Annotated in this window: 23 protein-coding genes and 1 tRNA gene; 11 read left to right on the forward strand and 13 right to left on the reverse strand. The window is 39.2% G+C overall.

Features of this window, described 5'->3' with window-relative positions; all coding sequences use genetic code 11:
- Window positions 1-8: 8 nt before the first annotated feature.
- From H6F47_RS10465 to H6F47_RS10485, 5 genes are all read right to left on the reverse strand, one after another.
- Entirely contained in the window at window positions 9-929 is a 921-nt protein-coding gene (locus H6F47_RS10465; protein ID WP_190649058.1) for an MBL fold metallo-hydrolase, read from the reverse strand.
- Window positions 930-940: 11 nt separating this feature from the next.
- Window positions 941-1,324, reverse strand: coding sequence for an aspartate 1-decarboxylase (panD, locus tag H6F47_RS10470; RefSeq protein WP_137666533.1), 384 nt, complete (start codon window positions 1,322-1,324; stop codon window positions 941-943).
- Between the two features lie 170 nt (window positions 1,325-1,494).
- Entirely contained in the window at window positions 1,495-2,007 is a 513-nt protein-coding gene (locus H6F47_RS10475; protein ID WP_096570496.1) for an inorganic diphosphatase, read from the reverse strand.
- A gap of 202 nt (window positions 2,008-2,209) precedes the next feature.
- Entirely contained in the window at window positions 2,210-2,401 is a 192-nt protein-coding gene (locus H6F47_RS10480) for a hypothetical protein (RefSeq protein ID WP_096570494.1), read from the reverse strand.
- Window positions 2,402-2,857: 456 nt separating this feature from the next.
- Window positions 2,858-3,829 (reverse strand): DUF362 domain-containing protein, encoded by a 972-nt coding sequence (locus H6F47_RS10485; protein ID WP_190346854.1) that lies wholly within the window; start codon window positions 3,827-3,829, stop codon window positions 2,858-2,860.
- Between the two features lie 81 nt (window positions 3,830-3,910).
- Between H6F47_RS10485 and H6F47_RS10490 the strand changes: the two genes are divergently transcribed.
- Both H6F47_RS10490 and H6F47_RS10495 read left to right on the forward strand, forming a co-directional pair.
- On the forward strand, window positions 3,911-4,066 hold the full coding sequence (locus H6F47_RS10490) for a hypothetical protein (RefSeq protein WP_190649060.1): 156 nt from the start codon (window positions 3,911-3,913) through the stop codon (window positions 4,064-4,066).
- A 326-nt stretch (window positions 4,067-4,392) separates the two neighbouring features.
- A complete protein-coding gene (locus H6F47_RS10495; RefSeq protein WP_190649062.1) occupies window positions 4,393-6,039 on the forward strand; it encodes an alpha/beta hydrolase in 1,647 nt (548 codons plus the stop codon).
- Between the two features lie 193 nt (window positions 6,040-6,232).
- Here the strand turns inward: H6F47_RS10495 and H6F47_RS10500 are convergent, their stop codons facing one another.
- Window positions 6,233-7,639, reverse strand: a complete 1,407-nt coding sequence (locus H6F47_RS10500; protein ID WP_137666530.1) for an aspartate ammonia-lyase — start codon at window positions 7,637-7,639, stop codon at window positions 6,233-6,235.
- 119 nt (window positions 7,640-7,758) lie between these two features.
- Here H6F47_RS10500 and H6F47_RS10505 point away from each other — a divergent pair, with 119 nt between their 5' ends.
- The 3 genes from H6F47_RS10505 to H6F47_RS10515 all read left to right on the forward strand — a co-directional run bounded on the left by H6F47_RS10505 (window position 7,759) and on the right by H6F47_RS10515 (window position 9,876).
- Complete coding sequence (locus H6F47_RS10505; RefSeq protein ID WP_137666529.1) at window positions 7,759-8,325, forward strand: Uma2 family endonuclease; 567 nt, start codon at window positions 7,759-7,761, stop codon at window positions 8,323-8,325.
- 277 nt (window positions 8,326-8,602) lie between these two features.
- The gene (gene pgsA, locus H6F47_RS10510; RefSeq protein WP_137666528.1) at window positions 8,603-9,115 is read left to right on the forward strand and encodes a CDP-diacylglycerol--glycerol-3-phosphate 3-phosphatidyltransferase; all 513 of its coding nucleotides are present in this window, start codon (window positions 8,603-8,605) and stop codon (window positions 9,113-9,115) included.
- A gap of 26 nt (window positions 9,116-9,141) precedes the next feature.
- Window positions 9,142-9,876, forward strand: a complete 735-nt coding sequence (locus H6F47_RS10515; RefSeq protein WP_137666527.1) for a Uma2 family endonuclease — start codon at window positions 9,142-9,144, stop codon at window positions 9,874-9,876.
- A gap of 72 nt (window positions 9,877-9,948) precedes the next feature.
- Here H6F47_RS10515 and H6F47_RS10520 read toward each other — a convergent pair whose 3' ends face one another.
- Both H6F47_RS10520 and H6F47_RS10525 read right to left on the reverse strand, forming a co-directional pair.
- Entirely contained in the window at window positions 9,949-10,881 is a 933-nt protein-coding gene (locus H6F47_RS10520; RefSeq protein WP_190346870.1) for an NAD-dependent epimerase/dehydratase family protein, read from the reverse strand.
- Between the two features lie 55 nt (window positions 10,882-10,936).
- Window positions 10,937-11,095 carry a hypothetical protein gene (locus H6F47_RS10525; protein ID WP_190346856.1) on the reverse strand — a complete coding sequence of 53 codons (159 nt, stop codon included), beginning with the start codon at window positions 11,093-11,095 and terminating at the stop codon, window positions 10,937-10,939.
- 265 nt (window positions 11,096-11,360) lie between these two features.
- Between H6F47_RS10525 and H6F47_RS10530 the strand changes: the two genes are divergently transcribed.
- The 5 genes from H6F47_RS10530 (at window position 11,361) to H6F47_RS10550 (ending at window position 16,706) form a co-directional block, all read left to right on the forward strand.
- Window positions 11,361-12,503, forward strand: coding sequence for a glycosyltransferase (locus H6F47_RS10530; protein WP_137666526.1), 1,143 nt, complete (start codon window positions 11,361-11,363; stop codon window positions 12,501-12,503).
- A 112-nt stretch (window positions 12,504-12,615) separates the two neighbouring features.
- Complete coding sequence (locus tag H6F47_RS10535) at window positions 12,616-13,374, forward strand: sugar transferase (protein WP_137666546.1); 759 nt, start codon at window positions 12,616-12,618, stop codon at window positions 13,372-13,374.
- Window positions 13,375-13,814: 440 nt separating this feature from the next.
- The gene (gene gmd / locus H6F47_RS10540; RefSeq protein ID WP_190649065.1) at window positions 13,815-14,894 is read left to right on the forward strand and encodes a GDP-mannose 4,6-dehydratase; all 1,080 of its coding nucleotides are present in this window, start codon (window positions 13,815-13,817) and stop codon (window positions 14,892-14,894) included.
- Between the two features lie 125 nt (window positions 14,895-15,019).
- Complete coding sequence (locus H6F47_RS10545) at window positions 15,020-15,964, forward strand: GDP-L-fucose synthase (RefSeq protein WP_190649068.1); 945 nt, start codon at window positions 15,020-15,022, stop codon at window positions 15,962-15,964.
- Window positions 15,965-16,133: 169 nt separating this feature from the next.
- Window positions 16,134-16,706, forward strand: coding sequence for a 5-formyltetrahydrofolate cyclo-ligase (locus H6F47_RS10550; RefSeq protein WP_190649071.1), 573 nt, complete (start codon window positions 16,134-16,136; stop codon window positions 16,704-16,706).
- A gap of 2 nt (window positions 16,707-16,708) precedes the next feature.
- Here the strand turns inward: H6F47_RS10550 and H6F47_RS10555 are convergent.
- The 4 genes from H6F47_RS10555 to H6F47_RS10570 all read right to left on the reverse strand — a co-directional run bounded on the left by H6F47_RS10555 (window position 16,709) and on the right by H6F47_RS10570 (window position 18,125).
- Window positions 16,709-16,782: transfer RNA gene (locus H6F47_RS10555), tRNA-Pro, on the reverse strand.
- 141 nt (window positions 16,783-16,923) lie between these two features.
- Window positions 16,924-17,289: a DUF1818 family protein gene (locus tag H6F47_RS10560; RefSeq protein ID WP_190346861.1), complete on the reverse strand. Its 366-nt coding sequence runs from the start codon at window positions 17,287-17,289 to the stop codon at window positions 16,924-16,926.
- 41 nt (window positions 17,290-17,330) lie between these two features.
- A complete protein-coding gene (locus H6F47_RS10565; protein WP_190346862.1) occupies window positions 17,331-17,822 on the reverse strand; it encodes a hypothetical protein in 492 nt (163 codons plus the stop codon).
- A gap of 66 nt (window positions 17,823-17,888) precedes the next feature.
- Window positions 17,889-18,125 carry a DNA-directed RNA polymerase subunit omega gene (locus H6F47_RS10570; RefSeq protein ID WP_096570468.1) on the reverse strand — a complete coding sequence of 79 codons (237 nt, stop codon included), beginning with the start codon at window positions 18,123-18,125 and terminating at the stop codon, window positions 17,889-17,891.
- 106 nt (window positions 18,126-18,231) lie between these two features.
- Here H6F47_RS10570 and H6F47_RS10575 point away from each other — a divergent pair, with 106 nt between their 5' ends.
- Window positions 18,232-18,762: a hypothetical protein gene (locus H6F47_RS10575; protein ID WP_137666522.1), complete on the forward strand. Its 531-nt coding sequence runs from the start codon at window positions 18,232-18,234 to the stop codon at window positions 18,760-18,762.
- Window positions 18,763-18,831: 69 nt separating this feature from the next.
- Here the strand turns inward: H6F47_RS10575 and H6F47_RS27325 are convergent, their stop codons facing one another.
- Window positions 18,832-19,014, reverse strand: a complete 183-nt coding sequence (locus tag H6F47_RS27325) for a hypothetical protein (protein ID WP_199291127.1) — start codon at window positions 19,012-19,014, stop codon at window positions 18,832-18,834.
- Between the last annotated feature and the right edge of the window lie 70 nt (window positions 19,015-19,084).

A 19,084-nucleotide genomic window follows, 5' to 3' on the forward strand; every position in this document is an offset into this window, starting at 1 on the left:
AGTAATATTTATTCTGTAACCTGTAACCTGTCACCTACAGATAACACCATTCCTTCACAAGCTAATAAAACATTAGAAAAAGCAGACTTAACTTCATCCTGAATTTTATCCAGAAAATAATCATCATCATCTGGGTGATGGTGAGATATAATCAATTTTTTCACATTAGCACTTTGCGCTAAATCTACTGGAGTTTTCCAGAGTAATTCAGCATATTCATGATTTTTATTGGTAGGCGGAGTATAAGTAGCATTAGTAACCAATAAATCAACACCTTGAATAATGGGCAAAATCTGGTTTTGCTCTTCTATATCAAGACTATTATGTAAATCTGTAGCGTAGGCAATACTGTGGTTTGCCCAATTTACCCTGTAACCAATTGATCTCTGAGTTTTATTAATTAGTGCGGTTGTAATTTTTACCTCACCTAACTCCACAGCATTACCAGGAGTCAAGTTATAAAACAACAACTCTGATTGCATCATTTGTAAAGGGTAGGGAAAGTGAGGTTGGAGCATCTGATCACAGAGGCATTGTTTAATTGATGCACCATTGGAAGCAGCTGTACCGTAAATATGGAAGCAGTTGTCTGTAACAAATGCGGGGGCAAAAAAGGGAAATCCTTGGATACGATTTGATTGGGAGTTGGTAAAAAATAAATGGGCTTCTAGTACCTGTTGTTGTTGTTGCCAAGTTTTTCCCAAAATGCGTAAACCAGTACCTCCATCAAAAATCAAGCGTTTTCCTGCTACGTATATTTCTACACAAGCAGTATTACTACCATAGCGGCAGGTGTGACTGTTTGGGGTAGGAATTAAACCTCGTACACCCCAAAATTTAACCCAAAACTCCCCAGCAGGGTGATTGAGCGGAGGAGTTAATTGATCATTGACGTAGTTTTGGGAATCAGAACGCTCAAGATTTGACATTTTCCTTGAACTTAGAGCTTACTGAGCAGATCATCGTAGTTTCTTACTTCTAACATCCGGTTTTTTTCGTCCACAATGACAACCGTAGGAGAGTAATGTTTTAACTCCTCTAGTGTAAACTGCCCGTAAGCCATTATAATCAAGCGATCGCCTATAATGCCTAGCCTTGCGGCCGCTCCATTTAACTCAATGATTCCTGAGTTAGCTGGAGCCGAAATTGCATAAGTAATAAAACGCTGGCCATTAGCATTATTCACTACTTGTACTTGTTCATAGGGTAAAATACCAGCTTTATCTAAAAGAACTTGATCAATACTGATACTACCCACATAGTTAATATTTGCCCCTGTGAGGGTACAGTTATGAATTTTAGCCAAAAGGAGAGTGCGCTGCATTTCGTTTTGGGTTGTTCCGCAACAACCGGGAGTAGTTTTATTCTATTAAACAGGTTTGTGGTTGGTAATGGGTGATTGATAATTGGTGATTGGGAAGAATGAATTTATTACCCATTACCCATTACCCATTACCCATTACCCATTACCCATTACCCATTAACCATCATTTATTATTTTTTAGCAGCAGCGATGCACTTTTCGACTAAGGGTGCAACCCTGTCTACATCCTGCCAACCGAGAATTTCTGTTACCTTTTTCTCCAAATTTTTGTAAGAACGGAAAAATTCAGCAATTTCTTCTAAACGGTGGGGATGGATGTCTTTGAGGGAGTTTACATTGGCATAACGTGGATCTTTGGCAGGAACACAAAGAATTTTTTCATCGCGATCGCCACCATCAATCATTTCCAAAAAACCAATTGGTCTTGCAGGAATTATACAACCTGGAAAAGTTGGTTCATCCATTATGACCATCCCATCCAGAGGATCACCATCATCAGCTAAGGTGTTGGGTATAAAGCCATAGTCATAAGGGTATTTTACCGAAGAATAAAGCACCCGGTCTAGGGCAAAAGCGTTTAAATCCTTGTCAAATTCGTATTTATTTTTACTCCCACCTGCTATTTCAATCAAAACATTAATCACACCCGGTTTAGGTTGGGCAGGAATAAGAGATAAATCCACAACAAAACTCCTTCGCTTATAGTGAGAATCCAGGTAGCACGCAGTTTGGCTCCCCGTGTTAGATTTTAGGACAATTGTGCATCTGTTCCCAAGGCTTTAGGCAAAAAATACAGATCCCCGACTTCTGGGAGAAATCAGGGATCTGCTAATGTATGGTTAAATTAAAATTGCTACAGCACAACTAAACTGGATGTAGAAACAGTTATTTATTGCTTCTGGCTAAATCGTATGTCAGGGTTGACGGATGATGATTGGGAACAATAGGTGAAGAATAGTGGGAAATGATAAATACAGGTAGGGTCAGGGTCACGAGTGCGATCGCCGTTCCCACAATGTCTGCCACACGTTGGGAATATGTGTCGGGAGGTTTGGCAGACTGGCTATTTGAATTCATACAAAAAATTTTTTTGTTCCTATCACTTGTAGTTATACTCTTTTTCAGAGAGTTTCATTTCTATTTTAGCTATTTTTCTCAAGTCAAGCTGCTAACTTTAAAGAAACTTATCCTGTTGCAAAAATGGCATAGGAGCTTTTTATACATGGCATTTTTGTTACAAATGAAATATCAAATATCTGCTTCTTCATGGAGTAATTAATATTTTCCGGAAATTCGTTTAACTACATCAAAATCACTTGATTTAGTGATCTTAGTCACAGAATTATTAATTTTATTGTGCATTTACAGCAATTTTAGATTTTAGATTTTAGATTTTCTCGTTCCCAGTCTCAGACTGGGAATGCAATATAGAGGCTCGGCCTCTGATTTTACCAAAGGCAGAGCCTTTGAAAATTCATTCCCATACAGAGTATGGGAACGAGAAGCGAGAAAATTTAGGATATGTTTGAGCTTTTATCCTTTAGCATAAGCATCCATTGGTTCTTTAATAAACCGGATATAAAGATGCCTAAAAGTGGATTTAATTACACGAGGCATAGCAAAATCAATTGGCATTAAGTTATCAGGTAAACGCCAATCTTCTATTTGCAAAAGTTCAGGAGTTAAATTAGGAAAATCAATTTCACTTAATTCTGGACAAATACCCAATCTTTGAGAAGCTGCGATAGTGGGAACTTGTAAAGGATCAACCTTGAGAATTTCTAACATTGCCCGATCTAAAGCAAACACATTATCCGATGCTGCTAAAACACCTAAATCACGAGGTTCACCACCACTAGGACCATTACCTTCATGGCCAACAATACCATCTAAAATTGTTAAATTGGGGTTAATTGCCCTAGCAGTTTCTACCAACATTTCTCCAAACCTTGTGGTATCTTTTCCTGCCTCAAAATGCCACCAAGCTTTCATTTTTCCAGGCACACAACCAAAGAGATTTTTCACACCCAAAGTTACAGTTAATTGCATATGAGATTTAACTTTGGGTAAGTTAATAATAACATCTGCTTCCATGGCTTCTTTTGATAATAGCAGATGATTAAAATCATCATTCACAGTTTGATAACGTTTACCGTGAAATTCCACAATAGGAATATTCAACTCTTCTAAAATTGGTAATAAACCATTAGCTGTAGCGACACCTTTAGCACTACCAAAAGCGGGACTATCTCCCAAAAATGGTTTACCTCCCACTTCCATCACCATTTCAGCCACAGCGCGGACTAATTCTGGGCGTGTGGTACATTCTTTAGTAGGACGAGAACCGGTGAGTAAATTAGGTTTTAAAAGTACGCGATCGCCCCTTTTCACAAAAGCTGCTATTCCCCCCAAAGGTTCTAATAGCGTGGTTAAGGATTCTCTTAAAGCCTCTTGTTCGTAAGATTTAGCCCGAATTAAACTAACGGCTGGTTTTGGTGTCTGCATATTTCATTAATAATTGCCTTATTATATCACAATATAGACTATTTTTAGCTAAAATTCAGGCAAGAGGTAATACATAAAACTATGTCAACTGCAATTACTGATATTGGTGCTTTGATTGATAGCGACCCTGCAAACCCAGAAGAAATTGATGCTGATATTGCAGCAGCAGAAGCAGGAGGCGATCGTATGGAAACATTACATAAGGTCAGTGAATTTTGGTATATAATATCGCCATAAGATGCCGTGAAAAAATCGCGTTTATAGCTGTCCTGACTGCGGTTATACTGAGGATAGAGATTTACAAGCAGCAAAAAATCTTGAAGGTTGGTTTGATGGAATTGATGTTCCAAAATGTTCAGATATGGCGGTAAGTTCTACCGTGTCGGCCTGTGGAGTAGGTAAACCTCTCAAGAGTCATCTTGAGACTACAATGAAGCAGGAAGTAAACAATTACCATTGTCCAGTTAAATCTAGACTTGGGTAATTTTGGGTAAGTCTTATGGAACGGAACAGACATAAGTTAACTATCTTTGACAATAATTAAAACGGAGTCCTATACCAAGATGTTTACAAAGAAAAGCTGGCAGAAGTTGAAAATATTTGCAGGTGCATTTTGTGTTATTGCTGTAACACCGTTTTGTGAAGTTAACACCTCTGCAAGAGCCGCAGATACAGTAATTATCCGCTATGGTCCTCTAAAAGACTCTGTATCCTTAGCAGAGTTGAAAAAAGCTGTGGAAACTGGCAAATTACCAGATAGTTTAGAACTTTACACCAAAAGAATGACCGAGGAGCAACGCCAGTTTTTACTGGGAGGATTGAAAAACACAATCCCCATCAATGTTGTAACTTTAGATAGATTAATCAATACACAAATTGGTACGACTATTCTCAGTGATATCTCTACGGCTATTAGTCGTAAGGATCAAGCCGGGGTAAAGGCCATAAAGGCGGGATTAATTTTAGGGGCTAATTCCCCACAAGGCTTATCTGTCCTCAGTTTTATTGAGGCGTATCCTAGTAAGCACTTACAAATTAATTTGCCCCAGGCGATTAATGTACTGCGGAATTTGAATAGTGCCTTTTTACGCACCCAGCAGTTTATGTTGGCGATCGCTCCCCTGCTTAACCCCACAGAAGTGAAATTTAATTCTGCCTTAGACCCTGCGGAAGCAGGAAAAGCAGAAGTACAAACACTTAGCTTAAGTTACAACGACCAAAAGCGACAACGACAAATTCCCGTAGACATTTACTTTTCAACTACGGCAACGGTCAATAAACCCCTAATTGTTTTTTCTCATGGTTTGGGTTCAGTGGGTACTGACTTGCGTTATTTAGCAAAACATTTGGCTTCCCATGGATATGTAGTTGCAGCCCCAGAACATCCTGGAAGTAATGAAGCTAGTAGCAATGCAGCTTACCAAGGTAAAAAACGACTAGTTGAACCCCAAGAATTTTTAGACCGCCCCCGTGATATTAGTTTTATCCTAGATGAATTGGAAAAACTCAATCAATCACCTAATAATCCCTTACAAGGTAAGCTGGCCACTAATAATGTCATGGTTGTGGGTCATTCCTTTGGAGGTGGCACTGCTTTGGCATTAGCAGGAGGTGAGTTACAAATTGATCACCTCAAACAAAAGTGTCAGCGGAACTTGGTCCAAGGGAGTTTAGGTGAGGTGGTGCAATGTGTAGCCCAAGAATTACCAGAAAAAACCTATCAATTGCGAGATGGGAGGGTGAAACAGGCGATCGCTCTTAATCCCATATCATCTCTGATGTTTGGTGATAGTGGTTTAGCCAAAATACAAATCCCCACATTAGTTTTCGCCAGTTCCGCAGATAAAACCACCCCCGCCTTAACAGAACAAGTCCTGAGTTTTGCTAAAATTCGTTCCCCAAAATGGTTAGTGGGTGTAATTGGGGCTAGTCATTTAAGTGTCAAAGACCCTGATTTTACCGTAGATCAAAGTTACATTCCCGATACTCCCATCTTGAGCCGAGAAATCACTGGCGAACAAGCTAAAGATGTGCGTAAATTTCTCTGTGCTATTACCCTCGCCATGGCTGCACAATTAACCCCTGAAGCTAGTCAATACGCGCCTTTCCTCACGTCTGAATATGCTCAAATCGCCTCAACTCGTCTTTTCCCATTTCGCATAGTCCGAGAACTTCCTCCTCAAGTTCTGGAAATGATGGCGGGTCAGTAGGTAGCTGAGTATATCAAATGATTCCCACAAATGATGATAAACTTCAACTTATATGGGGGTTTAGCACTGCTAAACCCCTACCCAATACTTTTCGGTTAAGCCCAAAACAACGAAATAACGTAGGTTGGGTTGAGGAACGAAACCCAACATTTACAAGGGTTTGTTGGGTTTCCACACGGTAAACCCAACCTGGTTATAAAGGTATAATCGCACTCATTTGTTCCAAATCTAAAACAGCAGCTAATTCTTCCTCAGTCATTAAACCCTTTTCTAAAACTATTTGACGGAGAGACTTTCCTGTTTCCAAAGACTCCTTAGCGACAGCAGCAGCATTAAGATAACCGATGTGAGTATTTAAAGCAGTAACTAAAGCCAAACTACCCTCAGCATAACCTAAACATCTTTCTTTGTTGGCAGTAATTCCTTGAATACAACTGTTAGTTAAAGCCGCAATTGTATTACCTAAAATTTCAATGCTGTGAATTAAATTATAGGCAATAAGAGGCATCATCACATTTAATTCTAATTGTCCTGCTTGTGATCCAAGAGCGATCGCCTGATCATAACCCATCACCTGAAAACATACCATTGATGTCATCTCTGCCATTACGGGATTATACTTACCTGGCATAATGGAAGAACCTGGTTGCACTGGAGGTAGTTGAATTTCCTTAAACCCGGTTTTGGGTCCAGAGTCCATCAAACGCAGGTCATGGGAGATTTTAACTAGATCCTGAGCTAAATTTCGCACAGCACCGGAAACATTCACAAACGCACCCATACTTTGCATCGCGGCCATTAAATGGGGTGCTGGTTCTAAAGGTATTTCTAATAGTTGGGAAAGTGTCTCTACTACCCGTTTCCGGTATTCAGGATGGGTATTCATTCCTGTACCCGCAGCACTTCCACCTAAACCCAAAACCATCAAATCACCGGAAGCGGTGTATAATCGGTTTTGATGTTCGCTGAGAATGTGCGCCCAAGCGCGGAAGTTTTCACCCAAACGCACGGGTACTGCATCCTGTAAATGAGTTCTTCCTGATTTAACGATATCGTGAAATTCCACCGCTTTTGCTTCTAAGGTAGAAATTGCTATTTCCAAAGCAGGGTGTAGAGTTTGGGAAAGTGCTAATAAACCACCGATACGGATAGCGGTAGGGATGACATCGTTGGTAGACTGACCATAGTTAACATGATCATTAGGACTAACTCGTTTATAATTACCCTTTTCATCTCCCAAAATTTCTAAAGCGCGGTTTGCGAGAACTTCGTTAATGTTCATGTGGTGAGATGTTCCTGCACCTGCTTGGTAAACATCAACTACGAACTGATCACGGAGTTTACCGGCTAAAATTTCATCAACTGCTTGAATGATAGCTTTGCTAATATCTGCGGGAATACAATTTAATTCACCATTGACGATAGCGGTAGCTTTTTTGATATATAAACCTGCGTTGACGTAGGTGTGTAGAGGTTTTAAACCACTGATGGGAAAATTTTCAACAGCGCGTTGGGTTTGAATACCATAATAGACGTTGTTGGCAATTTGGCGATCGCCCATCGAGTCCCGTTCAATGCGAAAATCTGTATTGTTAGTCATAGTGAGTGTGTCGTAGGTTATCTGAAAATACAGATCATCCCACGTGAGGATGCTAAAAGCCTAATTTAGCAATCTTTTTTAGGATAAACTTGGGTTAAATACTAAAAGGTAAAAATATTATGGTAACAACACCCACTCGTAAATTAACTTTAGCAGAATTTTTACAACTACCAGAAACCAAACCAGCAAGCGAATATATTAACGGAGAAATAATTCAAAAAACCATGCCACAAGGTAAACATAGCAGATTACAAGGGAAAACAGTTAATGCGATTAACAATGTAGTTGAAGATGCTAAAATTGCTTTAGCATTTCCAGAGTTAAGATGTACATTTGGGGGACTTTCCATAGTTCCTGACATAGCGGTATTTGCATGGGATAGAATACCCGTAGATGAAAAAGGTAACATTGAAAATGCTTTTAATACCCATCCAGACTGGACAATTGAAATTCTTTCTCCAGAACAAAGTATAGCCAAACCCACCAAAAATATTTTACATTGTTTAAATCATGGTACTAGCTTAGGTTGGTTAATTATTCCCCAAGAATATAATATCATAATTTATCCCCAAAACCAACAACCAATTTATTTAGAAAATGAAACAGACATATTACCAGTTCCCGAAATAATGAAAGATTTACATTTAACATTAGGAGAATTATTTGAATGCTTAAAATTAAAATAGATAAAAAATATTCCCGACTTCTTATAAAACCTTTTTGTGTTCTTTGCGTACTTTGCGGTTCGTTAATAAAAGACCTGTAATAAAACTAAAAAATAGGGAGCATCCCAATTTTGAAAAAATAACCGCAGCAACACCAAAAACTCTCTTCTTACCTCTTACCTTCGTGTCTTTCGTGTCCTTCGTGGTTCGTTTATTTCAAGTCTTGAACTCAAACGAAAAATAAACTTACACATTTGGGATACTCCCAAAAAATAAAAAATAACAAACTTTAAAAATCATGAACATACCAAACACAATTACTTTTTCTAGACTGTTAGGAATACCATTTTTATTATACGGATTATATATACCCACACCCCAAGCTAAATGGGTCTGTTTAACCATCTTTTTAATAGCAGCATTAACAGACTGGTTAGATGGATATTTAGCTAGAAAATTAAATCAAATTACAGACTTAGGGAAATTCTTAGATCCATTAGTAGATAAACTCTTGGTACTTGCACCATTATTAGTATTAGTAGAACTAGGAAAAATCCCAGCTTGGGGAGTATTTATAATATTAGCAAGAGAATTAGCCATAGCAGGTTGGCGTGTTAATCAAACCACTATCAGCGGTGCGAATATTTGGGGTAAATTAAAAACAGTCAGTCAAATTATCGCCATAGCTTTACTCATAGCACCTTTATCAGCAGCTTGGCAAATTCCGGCTTTGATTGCCTTTTGGGTATCTATAATATTAACAGTAATTTCGGGAATAATTTATCTAATACCAGCAAAACAAGAACACTAAACAAGAACAAATCAAGGATAAATAATATGTATCAAACAGATCCACCAATTCCTGCTCAAGAAACCCTCCCCACCATGTATGATCTTCCTAGTGAGTACGTGGAGGATTCAGGGTTGCCTGACGAATTTCATCTTTTACAACCGAGACTGTTAACAGATACCTTTTTACCTCCTAATTATCCCCCAGATCAGGTATTTGTAGCGTCAGATTTAAATCTTTATTATGATACTCGTAATCCATTATGGTATAAAAGACCTGATTGGTTTGCGGTGGTTGGTGTTTCTCGTTTGTTTGATCAACGAGAATTACGTTTAAGTTATGTAATGTGGCAAGAAATCATTGCTCCTCTTGTCATGGTAGAATTATTATCACCAAAAACAGAGAAAGAAGATTTAGGCAGAACTTTGAGAGAAGTTAACCAACCGCCTACAAAATGGGAAGTGTATGAAAGAATTGTCAGAGTACCTTATTATATTATTTTTGATAGATACACTGATAAATTACAAGCATTTCAATTAGTGGCGGATCGCTATGAAGAAATAGATGTGAGTTCTGGTAAAATTTGGATGCCAGGAATAGAGTTAGGTTTGGGACTTTGGCAAGGCAGCTTTGAAGGTATTGAACGTTTATGGTTACGCTGGTATGATAGCTCAGGAAAATGGATTCCTACCCCTGTGGAACTTCTGAAACAGGAAAAACAAAAATCTGATAAATTAGCAGCGAAGTTGCGAGAATTGGGAATTAATCCTGATGATTTGTAATGAAAGGTAATTGGTAATTGGTAATTGGTAATTGGTAAAAATGAAATTGATTACCCATTACCCATTACCTAATTAAACAGCTTTCAAAATCTCATCATCTACAGAAAAATCAAGTTCTGTTTTATCTTGTCCACTGGCTAAATAATCATTGTTTAAAGAATCTTGTAAACCAGAAATTAAATCATATTCTGGTTGCCAATTTAATTCAGTCATCGCTTTATTTACCGATGCAAAAAAGTGTTGTACCCGCATGGGGAAAGCTTTACGTTTACCAAAATCAAACTTTTTGGGATCGTAATGTACTATTTTAAGATCAGCGGCAGATTTACCAGCAGCGATCGCACAAGCACGGGCTAAACCATCAAAAGTGACAAAGCGATCGCCTGACACATTATAAATCTCACCAATGGCTTTTTCATTACCAATCACCTGTAACATCGCCTGTGCCAGATCCTTAACATGACCTAACTGGGTAATGTGCATCCCATTTCCAGGAATAGGAATCGGGCGATCGCGGACAATTCTATCAAAAAACCAGCTTTCCAAAGGGTTATAATTCTGAGGTCCGTAAATATAAGTTGGACGAATGGAAGTAAAAGGAATGCCTAACTGTTGTAAGTAAGCTTCCGTTTCATGCTTACCTTTGTGACGACTTTTCGGATCAACAGCATCACCTTCAATGTGGGGCATTTGATCAGACTTTAAATATACCCCAGCCGAACTCATATAAACAAAATGCTTCACCCTACCATGAAAAATTTCCGCTAACGGTTGAGTATCAGCCAGTTCCCGACCATTATTGTCAAAAATGACATCAAAACTTTCCTGTGATAACTTATCCTTTAACTGAGTTGGGTCAGTGCGATCGCCTATAATCTGTCCTACACCATCAGGTGCGGGATGATTACCACGATTAAACAAAACCACCTCATGGCCAGCTTTTACCAGCAGTTGAGTCAAGTAGACACCGATAAACCGAGTCCCACCAATAACCAGAATACGCATAAAATCCCAAATCCTTATAAACACAGGTGACAAAACACCCCTATTGTTGAGATTATCAGGTAATTGGTGACTGGTGATTGGTAATTGGGGACTGGGTATTGACACTCTGCGCTCCTAAAGGAGCGCAGATTCTTAGTTCAACGAGTCCACTTAGCTGAGATCCCTTACGGTGTCTAACAAGCGATGAATCATAAAACTCTTGTGGTGCGGGCATCTTGCCCGCTACTGGTGTACTTCACTTATATGAAATCTGCTGTAAATAGGTCATAGCTAATATAGGACTCCTATTTGATTTTTGAACAAACTCAGTAAACCTTTATTACTTCTTTTCTGTTCCCTATTTCCTTTTCCCCGCCTCTACGAGTAAATTCATAAATCAAACCGAATTGCTATAGGTAATTAATTATATTTTTCCCAGTCACCAGTCCCCAGTCCCCAGTCCCCAGTCACCAGTCCCCAGTCCCCAGTCCCCAGTTAATATGTCTTCAAAATATGCCTTAGTTCATGAGTGGCTAACACCCAAAGCCACAGGAGGTTCAGAACTCGTAGTCAAGGAAATATTAAATTATGTAGATGCTGATTTATATGCCTTAATAGATTTTGAATCTACCAACCCAGAAAGTTATCTTTACCAGCGTCAGATAGGCAAAACCTTTCTGCAACATTTACCCTTAGCCCGTCAAGGGGTACAAAAATATTTACCATTGTTACCATTAGCAATCGAACAGTTAGATTTGCGTCAATATGAGGTAATTTTATCTTCATCCCATGCAGTAGCTAAAGGAGTCCTCACCACTCCAGATCAACTGCACATTTGTTATTGCCATAGTCCAATGCGTTATGCTTGGGACTTGACCTTTGATTATCTCAACCAAAGCAAACTAGGAAAAGGTGGAATTGGATGGATCACAAAATACTTATTGCATAGTTTACGTCAATGGGATGTATTGAGTGCCAACCGCGTTGATTACTTCATCGCCAACTCCCAGCATACAGCCCGCAGGATTTGGCGTTGCTATCGCCGAGAAGCAAAAGTCATTTACCCACCAGTAAACATCGAAAACTTGCCCTTCTGCGCTGAAAAAGAGGATTTTTATCTGATCGTTTCCCGATTGGTGACTTATAAACAAGTATCCTTGATTGTTCAGGCTTTTAATCAACTCAAACGACCATTGGTGGTGATTGGTACAGGACCGCAAATGAAACAACTGCAAGCGATCGCCAGTCCTCATATCCAAATACTCGGATGGCAACCTGAGGATATGGTAAAAACCTATATGGCTCGTGCCAAAGCTTTTGTATATGCAGCTTGTGAAGATTTTGGCATTGCCTTAGTAGAAGCACAAGCTTGTGGTACTCCTGTTATTGCTTATGGTGCTGGTGGTGCTTTAGAAACCGTGCGAGATATTCGCACTTGTATGGACACCGGAACAGGTATATTCTTTAAAGAACAAACAGTAGCAGCTTTGGTGGAGGCCGTAGAAAAGTTTGAAGCCGATCAGGATTTTTTAAAATCTGAGTATATAAAATTACACGCCAGTCAGTTTTCGAGACAGGTTTTTGCAGATCGTTATCTCGATTTCCTGAATCAGTGTCAAGAAAAAAGACCTTCCCTGAAATAATATTCAGGATTTTTGTATTTATTTTCCAAGCTTTTGGGAATTTCCCCCCAGAATCACTGCCTTTTAGCTTTAAGATTGGGACTATGTGTGGTGTGGATTATTAAGGAGTATGATGACTGCCCAGAGTTCACTTCTCTCCGGCAAGCGATACCCACGTAAAGATGCTAATGCCTCGACGCATACTTTAGTCAAACGTGGTCAAAAATCAAAACCGCCCAAGATCAAACCCAGAGGTTTATCTGATCAGGGTTTAAACGGAGAGTTAGCCAAACGACTGTTCGATATTGCATTTTCTTTGTCGGTTTTGATCTTGTTTTTCCCGATATACATAATCTTGGCCTTACTGATTGCTGTAAGCTCACAAGGTCCAATTTTTTATATCCAAGAACGAGTTGGTAAAAACTATCGTCCCTTTAAATGTATCAAATTCCGCACAATGGTAACAAATGCGGATGAAATACTCGCCCAAATGATGGAAACTTCCCCAGAGTTACGTCAAGAATTTACCAGCACTTTTAAACTGAAAAAAGACCCCCGGATTACCAAAATTGGTCACTTACTGCGAATTACCAGCTTAGATGAATTTCCCCAATTTTGGAACGTTTTAAAAGGGGATATGAGTGTAGTAGGTCCTCGCCCCCTAGTAGCGGAAGAATTGTCCAAATATGGCTCTCATATTAATGAAGTTTTAACCATTCGTCCAGGCATTACTGGATTATGGCAAGTATCTGGACGTAATGATATACCTTACCCCCGGCGAGTCCAAATAGACCTACACTATGTTAAATTCAGAAATTTTTGGCTAGATTTATGGATCATCTTGAAAACCATTAATGTGGTAATCATGCCTAAAAATAACGGGGCTTATTAACGCCCTATGGCTAACGCCACACTCCCCTATCAGGAGTATGGCTAATGCCAAGCCCCGCACCTCAGCAGTTCAGCAGCCTAATAAAACCACTGGCTTAATCAAAAAATGCTACAACTTTTATTGTTAACTTGATTAATTCTTCAGATAAATCTATAGTTTATTTGGTTTTTGCCAATCTCAGAAAAATTATTAGAAAAAAGCCTGAAACCCCTTGAGATCAAGTTTTGGATCTTGGCAGATAAACTTAACCGCTTTGTTTTTATAGATAATGGAAACCTAACTTGTTAAAAAGGTTTTTCTTAAGTATAGTAGTTAACATTTGATCTTTAATAGCAACTAAGACTTGTATGTTTAAAATCAGGCAATTTGATCAATGAGTTGCTAATTCATCTAGTATTGCCTGTAAATTTTACAACTTCAACAACAAGAGATAATTGGGAATGACAGAAAAAAAACGAGCGTTGATTACTGGTATCACAGGTCAAGATGGTTCTTACTTGAGCGAATTTTTACTAGAACAAGGTTATGAAGTTCACGGAATTATCCGCCGTACCTCCACCTTTAACACAGATCGCATTGATCACATTTACGAAGATCCACATAAAGAAGGTGTAAGATTATTTCTACACTACGGCGATTTAACTGATGGTACTACCCTGCGCCGCATTTTAGAAGAAGTTAAACCCACAGAAATTTATAATTTAGGCGCTCAATCTCACGTTAGAGTTAGTTTTGATTCTCCTGAATATACAGTAGATGCTGTAGGGATGGGAACTCTTCGTTTATTAGAAGCCATCCGCGACTACCAACACCGCACAGGGATTCAAGTACGGTTCTATCAAGCCGGTTCTTCGGAAATGTATGGCTTGGTGCAAGCAGTCCCCCAAAGTGAAACAACACCTTTTTATCCCCGCAGTCCCTACGCTTGTGCAAAAGTTTATGCTCACTGGCAAACTGTAAATTATCGAGAATCTTATAACTTGTTTGCTTGTAACGGTATTCTTTTTAACCATGAATCACCTCGTCGGGGTGAAACATTTGTTACTAGAAAAATAACTAGAGCTGTTGCCCGTATTGTCGCTGATAAGCAAAAAGTCTTATATATGGGTAATTTAGATGCTAAACGTGATTGGGGTTATGCCAAAGATTACGTAAGAGCAATGTGGCTGATGTTGCAACAAGATCAGCCCGATGATTACGTTATTGCTACAGGGGAAACTCACTCAGTACGGGAATTTTTGGAATTAGCATTTGGTTATGTTAATCTCAACTGGCAAGATTATGTTGAATTTGATCAACGCTATCTCAGACCAGCAGAAGTAGATTTGTTAATTGGTGATCCTACAAAAGCACGACAAAAGTTAGGTTGGCAACCTTCTGTAAGCTTCAAAGAACTTGTTTCTTTAATGGTAGAAGCTGACTTACAAGCCCTTGGGCATACTTCTCCTAATGGCAATGGTTCAAAACAACCCCAAGATATTGCTACTATCCGTCAAGAATTAGGAACTCTGCATTTTTAATTAGGTGACAGGTGACAGGTGACAGGTGACTGGGGAATATTTTTGCTGAAATCCTGAAATCCTGAACTTCTGAACTCCTGACTCCTAAACCCCTGTTTATTCCAAAATCTAAAATCCAAAATTGAATGACTGGCTTAGAACTAAACAATAAACGTATTCTTGTCACTGGTGGTTCCGGTTTTCTAGGCCGTCAAGTGATAAACCAACTGTGTCAAGCTGGGGCAGACCGTGAGAAAATTACAGTACCGCGATCGCGTGATTGTGATTTGCGAGTTTGGGAAAATTGCCAACGCGCAGTTGAACAACAGGATATAGTCATTCACTTAGCTGCTCATGTCGGTGGAATTGGCCTCAACCGTGAAAAACCCGCAGAGTTGTTCTATGATAACTTGATCATGGGTACTCAGCTAATTCATGCGGCCTATCAAGCAGGTTTAGAAAAGTTCGTTTGTGTGGGTACTATCTGCGCTTATCCTAAATTTACCCCAGTTCCTTTTAAAGAAGAAGACTTGTGGAATGGTTATCCAGAAGAGACTAACGCTCCCTATGGAGTAGCTAAGAAGGCGCTTTTAGTGCAACTGCAATCTTACCGTCAGCAGTATGGGTTTAATGGTATTTACCTACTCCCTGTGAACTTATATGGACCTGAAGATAACTTTGATCCTAGAAGTTCTCATGTTATTCCAGCTTTGATCCGCAAAGTTCACGAAGCGCAAACCAAGGGAGAAAAACAACTTCCTGTGTGGGGTGATGGTTCTCCTACCCGTGAGTTTTTGTATTCCACAGATGCTGCACGGGGTATTGTCATGGGTACTCAGTTCTACAATGAATCTGATCCTATTAACTTGGGTACAGGTTATGAAATCTCTATTAGAGATTTGATTAATCTGATTTGTGAGTTAATGGAATATGAAGGGGAGATTGTTTGGGAAACTGACAAACCCAACGGACAACCAAGACGTTGTTTAGATACGGAAAAAGCCAAGGAAGCGTTTGGTTTCACTGCTCAATTCAGCTTTGAAGAAGGGCTAAAAAATACTATTGAGTGGTGGCGCAAAAATGCTGCATAGGTAAAAATCTAGCAGTTTTATCTCGTTTATCTCGTTCCCAGTCTCTGACTGGGAATGCCATCAATTGACAATTAACAATGGACAATTGACAATTACCCTTGAATGAAACAATTGTCAATTATCAATTATCAATTATCAATTCACCTGTCACCTGTTACCTGTTCGCACATTGCTAAAAATTGATTCACAGCTAAACAAAACAGAACTTAGACGTAGTTTGCTAAGAAAACGTCAATCTATGACTGTTCAAGATTGGCAAAAAAAGAGCGATCGCATTTCTTCCCAACTCCAAAATTCGCCTTTATTTACCCAAGCAACCACCATCCTCGCCTATTTCAGCTTTCGTCAAGAACCTGATTTAAGTCCACTGTTTACCGACTCGCAGTGTCGTTGGGGTTTTCCCCGTTGTGTTGGTGAGTCTCTATCCTGGCATTTGTGGCAACCAGATGATATACTGCAAACTGGTAATTATGGTATTACTGAACCACACCCAGAAGCACCAACTATAGATCCTACAGAAGTCGATTTAATTCTTGTCCCTAGTGTAGCTTGCGATCGCCAAGGATATCGTTTAGGTTATGGTGGTGGATATTATGACCGTTTGTTGAGTTCTCCCATTTGGGCTAACATACCCACAATAGGCGTAGTTTTTGATTTTGCCTATTTCCATCAACTCCCCTTTGATAATTGGGATAAATGTTTACAAGGTGTTATTACTGAATCGCAAATTTACATCCGATAAAATCGGAGCGGCGGGATTCGAACCCACGACCTCCACTACCCCAAAGTGGCGCGCTACCAAGCTGCGCTACGCCCCGTTAACTTAACTTTTAGATTCTTGATCTTAGATTTTGGATTGGGGATTTTTCCAAATTTGTGAATTTAGATTGTGAATCTAACCTTTATTAAGTCACTTTCCTAAATATATCAAAAGTCGAAGGAAAACGCAAGGGGGTTTTTCAAAAAACTTTCAGTATCGCTGCTGCTGCCACCAAACCCGGTACTGCATCAGCATCCCATTGTCCTTCTGCACATCGCCCAGTGTTGAGGATCAAGCGTAAACTATAGGAGTGGGGATAACCTTCTACCTCCATCCATAATAAATCGCTTTCGGCTTCACAGGCAATTTTTTCTTCATCCATTAATTCTGTCGCTAAATGCTTCATAGTATCCACAAGCTGGTTTAATAAGCGACAAAAATCATCTAATTCAACCTTGGTTAATTCAACCGCCCAATTATCTGTACCAACTAAACCTTTAAATTCTGGTGCGTCTGGATTCCAACCTATACGCCAACCAGTTCCGCTTTTAATTACCTTTTGCATTAGTCATTAGTTATTAGTCACCAGTCACCAGTCCCCACGCCCTACCTTGGAGTATTAAAAATATCAACCAGGACTTGTACTAGCTTATTACGTTGGTTGCGGGTGAGTTTAGCTATAGCAGTGCGATCGCCCTCTAATGGATTTTGCTTTAAGGAATCATTACCCGGATAGGAAGCTTCATATATAACTTCATTTGCATTCAAATAGTCAGCTAAAGTTAGTTTCCAATCGAAACGATATATAGGCACTCTACCTTTTACATAAATGTGATAACGAATCAACCGACTAGCTAAGGTGTTATTTTCAGCCACCTTGCCAGTTTCTTTACTGATATATTGATTTTCTTTTGACAGGTCGGGTAATTGCTGATACACTAACTGCCAAATATCACTAGGGCTGATTCTCTGGGCTACAGCAGGTGAGATGCTCAGAAAATCGAAGTTTCCTGAACCGAAAATCAATACACTCAGAGTTATTATTGTAATTATCAGTCCTGATTGAAACCGCAAAAATAAAAGTTTTTTCTTTTTCATTGATTGATTTTACGATAAAAAAACTGGGAATAGGGAACTAATGACCCATTCCCAGCATCATGTCAATTACAAATCGCCGATAATTTCCGGCTGAGTTAGTTCATCAGACATCTCAATAATGGCTCTAAGTACAGGTTTCATCATGCTATCTTCATTATTTTCAAAATCTTCGTAACGCCGACGCTTGGCACGATTAGCTACTTGCACAGTAATCCGATAGCGATTTGAAGCGGCGCTAATAAGATCCTCGGCACGGTGCATAATTTGAGATTGGGTTGTCTCGAACTTGGAACGCTTGAGCATAATTTGTGTTTGTTAGGATTCTCACCCAGTTTAGCAGTACCAAAAGAAACTGAGAAATTGGAATTGTATATATTATAAATAACACAAAAATTTTTGATCTGTACTTATGTCTAAAAAGAATTTTATCACTTCCCAAAAATCTCTGTTATTCATACTCGGCGCGAGTCTAACTACTTTTTTTAGTTTATCCATCCGACCCTCACAAGCGGGAAATATACCCCGTCCTTCCGATGCACCACTAGAACTAAATTTATTGACTACTCCCCAAGGTTCTGTCATCACAGCTAACACTATTAACTCCAAAAGTTTAACGATCCCTAGTTTGTGGTGGGCTAAGGAAATTTCTGAAAATAAACTTTTAGATAACTGGATAGCATATCCAGCGTCTGAAAATGAATCAGCCCGTGTAGACTTGATCGTAAATCAGCAAATTTGGAGTTTATTAGATTATCTAGAACGCTACCGATTTGTGCATAGTCTGGGTAATTATACTCGTAATTTGGGTTATAACATCCGCGTTTTCAATTATCAAAAAGAAATGTTAGCAACTTACACCTGTAAACTGGATTTAAATCCAGACCTATGTAATATCCAAATGACCAATCAAAGTAAGTTGGGTTTACCAATTGAGAATTGAGAATTAAGAATTGATAATTAGGGGTTGCTGATAGCGTAGCGTGGCGTTAGCCATATAACTCTGAAAACTTTACAGGCAAAGGGTTTTAGCTATTTTAACGTTCAAAAAGTGTAAGCTTTTAAGCCTTCCTGTTCGCACTGATTTACCCAGTTTTACTGCTGCTTCTTTGAGTCTTTGAGCATAGGTAGTGCGATCGCCTGCTTCTAATAAACTTTGAATAACCGATACAAAAAAGCTAACTAATGCTAACAAAAGTTGGCTTTTTCTTCCTGTTTCACCCTAGCAGTGTCGGCACTATCTAGTCCACAGGCTAACACGATCA

This window comes from Sphaerospermopsis sp. FACHB-1094 (assembly GCF_014696195.1).
In the GTDB taxonomy this organism is placed as follows: domain Bacteria; phylum Cyanobacteriota; class Cyanobacteriia; order Cyanobacteriales; family Nostocaceae; genus Sphaerospermopsis; species Sphaerospermopsis kisseleviana.

Bases quoted from the DNA above. Each gene is read 5' to 3' on its own strand.
- H6F47_RS10465 (WP_190649058.1), bottom strand. From the start codon at position 929: ATGTCAAATCTTGAGCGTTCTGATTCCCAAAACTACGTCAATGATCAA.
- panD (WP_137666533.1), bottom strand. From the start codon at position 1,324: ATGCAGCGCACTCTCCTTTTGGCTAAAATTCATAACTGTACCCTCACA.
- H6F47_RS10480 (WP_096570494.1), bottom strand. From the start codon at position 2,401: ATGAATTCAAATAGCCAGTCTGCCAAACCTCCCGACACATATTCCCAA.
- H6F47_RS10485 (WP_190346854.1), bottom strand. From the start codon at position 3,829: ATGCAGACACCAAAACCAGCCGTTAGTTTAATTCGGGCTAAATCTTAC.
- H6F47_RS10490 (WP_190649060.1), top strand. From the start codon at position 3,911: ATGTCAACTGCAATTACTGATATTGGTGCTTTGATTGATAGCGACCCT.
- H6F47_RS10495 (WP_190649062.1), top strand. From the start codon at position 4,393: ATGTTTACAAAGAAAAGCTGGCAGAAGTTGAAAATATTTGCAGGTGCA.
- H6F47_RS10500 (WP_137666530.1), bottom strand. From the start codon at position 7,639: ATGACTAACAATACAGATTTTCGCATTGAACGGGACTCGATGGGCGAT.
- H6F47_RS10505 (WP_137666529.1), top strand. From the start codon at position 7,759: ATGGTAACAACACCCACTCGTAAATTAACTTTAGCAGAATTTTTACAA.
- pgsA (WP_137666528.1), top strand. From the start codon at position 8,603: ATGAACATACCAAACACAATTACTTTTTCTAGACTGTTAGGAATACCA.
- H6F47_RS10515 (WP_137666527.1), top strand. From the start codon at position 9,142: ATGTATCAAACAGATCCACCAATTCCTGCTCAAGAAACCCTCCCCACC.
- H6F47_RS10520 (WP_190346870.1), bottom strand. From the start codon at position 10,881: ATGCGTATTCTGGTTATTGGTGGGACTCGGTTTATCGGTGTCTACTTG.
- H6F47_RS10525 (WP_190346856.1), bottom strand. From the start codon at position 11,095: ATGCCCGCACCACAAGAGTTTTATGATTCATCGCTTGTTAGACACCGT.
- H6F47_RS10530 (WP_137666526.1), top strand. From the start codon at position 11,361: ATGTCTTCAAAATATGCCTTAGTTCATGAGTGGCTAACACCCAAAGCC.
- H6F47_RS10535 (WP_137666546.1), top strand. From the start codon at position 12,616: ATGACTGCCCAGAGTTCACTTCTCTCCGGCAAGCGATACCCACGTAAA.
- gmd (WP_190649065.1), top strand. From the start codon at position 13,815: ATGACAGAAAAAAAACGAGCGTTGATTACTGGTATCACAGGTCAAGAT.
- H6F47_RS10545 (WP_190649068.1), top strand. From the start codon at position 15,020: ATGACTGGCTTAGAACTAAACAATAAACGTATTCTTGTCACTGGTGGT.
- H6F47_RS10560 (WP_190346861.1), bottom strand. From the start codon at position 17,289: ATGCAAAAGGTAATTAAAAGCGGAACTGGTTGGCGTATAGGTTGGAAT.
- H6F47_RS10565 (WP_190346862.1), bottom strand. From the start codon at position 17,822: ATGAAAAAGAAAAAACTTTTATTTTTGCGGTTTCAATCAGGACTGATA.
- H6F47_RS10570 (WP_096570468.1), bottom strand. From the start codon at position 18,125: ATGCTCAAGCGTTCCAAGTTCGAGACAACCCAATCTCAAATTATGCAC.
- H6F47_RS10575 (WP_137666522.1), top strand. From the start codon at position 18,232: ATGTCTAAAAAGAATTTTATCACTTCCCAAAAATCTCTGTTATTCATA.